Source organism: Bartonella sp. AP58NXGY (genome assembly GCF_042195785.1).
Taxonomy (GTDB): Bacteria; Pseudomonadota; Alphaproteobacteria; order Rhizobiales; family Rhizobiaceae; genus Bartonella.
Window position 1 is genome coordinate 1 of record NZ_JBHIOY010000254.1, and the last position, 368, is coordinate 368.

A 368-nucleotide genomic window follows, 5' to 3' on the forward strand; every position below is an offset into this window, starting at 1 on the left:
TTATGCTACGCTCTGTATCAAGAAGCGATGATAAATCCCCACTCTTTCTAACGTTACGAATATGACTACACAAATCATTTCGTATATCACATAATCTCTTCATCTCTTCGCGGCTAATGTATCATTGATTTTTTTCACATAGCCTTCTTCGCGAGACAAAATCCGTTCTAATTCTTTAGAAATAATGACCTCCTATCATAACACCTTTGTCTAGCCAATCTGCACAATATTCTTCATCCGCATTCTTGGTAGAAAACCCCATATCACGTATAAATTGTGCTCCATTTTGAGATCTAAGAAACAAGAGTGTGTGAGCTGGTAAATCAGCTATTGCTAACCATTCCCATGCTGCTTTGTCATCACCAGCA

1 pseudogene is annotated in these 368 nt (G+C 38.0%); it reads right to left on the reverse strand.

The features are described from left to right. Positions 1-175: 175 nt before the first annotated feature. Positions 176-368, reverse strand: a pseudogene (locus ACFINC_RS10785) (hypothetical protein); the annotation flags it as partial.